This window comes from uncultured Campylobacter sp., assembly GCF_938018145.1.
GTDB lineage: Bacteria > Campylobacterota > Campylobacteria > Campylobacterales > Campylobacteraceae > Campylobacter_A.
This window is the reverse complement of the sequence record NZ_CALIII010000016.1, coordinates 1-4,077: the sequence shown is the minus strand read 5'-3', so window position 1 is coordinate 4,077 and position 4,077 is coordinate 1. Positions and strand designations below refer to the sequence as shown.

General features: G+C 45.9%; 1 protein-coding gene and 1 pseudogene. One reads left to right on the top strand and one right to left on the bottom strand.

The features are described from left to right. Positions 1-247 precede the first annotated feature (247 nt). A complete protein-coding gene (locus Q0338_RS00505) occupies positions 248-3,556 on the top strand; it encodes a S8 family serine peptidase (protein ID WP_298085060.1) in 3,309 nt (1,102 codons plus the stop codon). A gap of 300 nt (positions 3,557-3,856) precedes the next feature. Here Q0338_RS00505 and Q0338_RS00500 read toward each other — a convergent pair. Next, a pseudogene (locus Q0338_RS00500) lies at positions 3,857-4,077 on the bottom strand (sel1 repeat family protein); the annotation flags it as partial.

Here is a 4,077-nt window from a genome sequence, read left to right as displayed (position 1 = left end):
CATCGCCTTTTCGTGCGACATCTTGCGTATCCAGGCGTCAGATTTCAGCCCCATTTTTTACCTTTATTTTAAATTTACGCGATTATAACATAATTTAAATTTACGTAAAATTTGAGTGCCGTTTTACACCAAAATTTATCAAATTTGAATACGTTATCAGCAAATTTTCTTATTTTTTATAATTAATTTTTAAATTAAAGCAAAGTATAATAACACATTTTAAATTCTCTTAAACGAAAGGAAAATAATGCATTCAAACACGTCGCGTAAATTTGAAAATTTACGCAGTAACAAGGGCTCAAATTTGCCTCTTTCGGCGCTCACCTGCCTGCTACTAGCCGCAAGCGGAGCTTATGCTTACACCGAGGCCGGCGTTTCCGGAAATACTTCTAGCTGGGAGAGCGCGGAGTATAAAAGCGACTGGGGACTAGTCTCTATGAACGCCTCCACGGCTTACGCGCTAGGCTTTAACGGTAGCGGAACGAAGATCGGCGTCATGGACTCTGGCGTACTTTTGAGCCACCCGGAGTTTCAAGACGGTAGGATTCATGCAGTAAAAACGATCGGCAACTATAGCAAAAACGGCATGAGATACCCTGACGCTGCGCTAGGAAACGGCCCGATAGATAAAAATCAACCCGTAAAAGACGGCAAGCGAAACTACGATAAAAACGATAACGGCGTATTTAAAAAAGGCGAAGCCTTTAATACGGACGGTAGCTGGATAAGAGGCGTAAACGACGCCCACGGCACTCACGTGGGCGGCACGATGGCGGCTAGTAGAGACGGTAGCGGCATGCACGGCGTGGCGTTTGGCGCACAACTATACTCCGCAAATACCGGCGGCAACGACAACATGACGTATGGACCAAATCAAGACTACAACTACTTTCTAAAGGGCTACACCGCTTTAGCCGACTCAGGTGCGAAGGTGATAAATAATAGCTGGGGTTCTAATAGGCGCGTAAATTCATCCTTTGCGGGCGCACTGGGATATAAGCCTACTTATGGCTGGCGAGCCGTGCCTGAATACGACGTGGAATTTTACGACGTGACGGTAGCCAATCAAACTACCGCAGCAAAAGACCATATAAATTTAAAAGATATGAACGAGGCTAAAAAGGCTTATTATCAGTTCGTAACTAGCGGCGAAAAAAGCTTCTTGGACGCGGCTTACGAAGTGGCGGTAAAAAGAGGCGTTATTCAGGTATTTACGGCCGGAAACAGAAGCTTGATGGCTGAGTCTTTCACGCGTGCGGCATTGCCTTATTTTAGGCCGGATGCCGAGGACTACTGGATCAACGTCACGGGTCAAACCGGCGCGGATGGCTATCCTAATGATTCTAACGAATACATAAGAGGACATAAGGCGTCCTCGGATATTCAGGAATTTAACCTTGCCGGACACTCGAAGTGGTGGACGATCGCCGCACCGGCCGAAGAGATTTATTCCGCGTACGTCGAGCTTACCGACAATGCGACATACGGCAAGGCTATATATAAATCATCTGGCGGTACTTCTATGGCCGCTCCTCACGTTAGCGGAGCCTTGGGCGTCATAATGCAGCGCTATCCGTATATGAGCATGCCTCAGATTAGAGAAACTATGCTAACTACGGCTAGACAAAGGACGCTAAGAGCCGGTCACGGTGCAGGCGGCATGCTAGAGCGTTGGGGTAGCGACGGCGAGGGCGTACCTAGTAACGTCTGGGGTTGGGGTATACTCGACCTTGGTAAAGCGATGTTTGGTCCTGGGCAGTTCTTAGGAAACTTTGACGTTACGATGAATCAAAACGATATCTGGACAAATAACATCTCAGACGTCGCTATCAAATTTAGAAAAACCGAAGACGATAGCGACGCTGCGGCTTGGGCGGCTAGAAAAGCGGCTCTTAACGCTAAGCCGAATTTGAGCGCGGAAGAAAAAGCCGAGATGACCTTTGAAACCGTAAGAGAACAGGCTAGAGCTGCAAGGGCGGCGGAGGGCTATGAAGGCTCGCTAACTAAAAGAGGAGACGGCGCTTTGACTCTTGTCGGAGACAATAGCTTTACCGGAGCGGTAAATATATACGGCGGTAAAATCTCGACTCTAAATCAATCAATCTCTTCTTCAAGAAGCATAAACGTCCACAAAGGCGGCGAATTTGAAGTTTTAAACGCTCTTACTTACCAAACTCCAAGCGCGGGCGGTTTTGTAAGCACGACCAAGGCAAGCGACGCTACGCAAGTTAACGCCGTTATAAACGCAGGCGGCGCATTTGTAGTTAACGACGGCGCTCATAATCTAAATTTAACATTTAAAGAGGGCTCTTTATTAAAGGCTGCATTGCTAACAAATGCCGAGCTTGCAAATTTGGCTGCAAATCCGACTCTAAAGAAAACCATAAATGCGAGTGGAAACTTTGCGGGCGTAAATTTAGCTAACGTCGAAGATAGCTATGCGTTCTTTAAAACCACTAAAGAAACTGTTAGCGGCTCAAATTTGGCTCTTTCTTTGCAAAAAGGCAAAAGCATGGAGGAGGTAGCCTCTACTAGCGCCGAGAAGTCGTTTGCTAGATTGGTCGAGGCAAATCCTAGCAGCGCTATTTATTCGTCTATGTTAGGAGCCACTCATGGCGTAGCGGCGGCATACTTCGGCGCGTTTTCAAACGATCTAGACTTCAAAGCGCAAAACAACTCCGCTATAGACTCGTTTATGCTGGCAAATTCTGTTAAAAACAAAAACGGAGCCAAAAGAGCCGATATCGACACGGGAGTCGAGCTTTGGTTGCTTAGCAGCGCAAGTAGGGTGACTTCTGACAATAACGCCGGCGGCAGACTAGGCACGAACGCATTTACAAATCTAGTGGGCGTTGATTTTCTGGTAGGCGACAGCTCAAAAGCAGGCGTATTCGTAGGCCTTGGCAAAACAAACCACAAGCTAGGCGATAGCAAAGCGGTAAAAAGCAAAGACGCGCATGCCGGTATCTACGGCGACATAGGACTTGATCCTATCAAAATCAGTCTAGGCGCTATCTACTCGAAATTTGATCAAGAAAAAAGAGTCGTTAACTCATACGCTCCTTTGGCTTACGAGTATAAAGACGCCGATGCGTCCGCTATCAGCGCATTTGCCCAGATCGCCTATACGGGGCTAAGCTATGAAAACGGCTTTAGCTTAGAACCTTATGCAGGGCTAACCTATATCCGCTTTAAAAACGACGATGTAGCAAATTCTTTGGTACAGATCAGAAACGAGGATAGAGATTTACAAATCGCAAGCGTGGGCGTAAAACCTAGTATCGCATTTACCATGGATGGCGTAGGCCTAGTGGCAAAAGCCGATATAGCCTACAACCGCTTCCTAGGCGATAAAACTCCGAGCGCTCATATGAACGTTACAGGCCTTGGCGCAACTAAACTAGAGGGTGAAAAGCTAAAAGATCTAGCCACTACCGAGCTTGGTATCGAGGCTGTGTTTACCAGAAACTTTAGAGTCGGCCTTAGCTATATTGGAGCATACGGCAGCAACGTAAAATCAAACGGCGTAAATGCTAAGTTTAGTTGGGCGTTTTAATCTTTTTGATTAAAAGCTTAAATTTGCCTAGAGCGAGCTAAATTTACTTAGCTCGCTACGGGTTTAAATTTGACTTTGTAAATTTGCCGCATTTTGGAGATAGAAATTTGTCTCGAAAATGCGGCTTAGAAAATTAAGCGGATAGATACGACTTGCGCCGCTGCTTGTAAGATCTCTTAACGTCTACTTCGATATTTTAGTAATTGCGCCTTAAAAAACTACAAATGCAGTTTGGTAAAGCAGCGAAAATCGTGATTAGCGTCCCTGTTAATCAGCAAGAAACCGACCGCGGATCTAACGCTAGTAGCCTTTTTCGTTTAGCTCTCTATAATTATCACACCCTAGTTGAAGCCCTAAATCACAGGCTTTGCCGTAGTGTTGCTTTGCCGTAGTAAAATTCTGCCTTACGCCTTGACCATATTTGTATAAAATTCCTAAACTATTGCAGCCCAAAGCCTCTCCCCCATCACAAGCTTTTTGATACAGCTGAGCTGCTTTTTGATAGTTTTGTCCTACACCTT

Bases quoted from the DNA above. Each gene is read 5' to 3' on its own strand.
- Q0338_RS00505 (WP_298085060.1), top strand. From the start codon at position 248: ATGCATTCAAACACGTCGCGTAAATTTGAAAATTTACGCAGTAACAAG.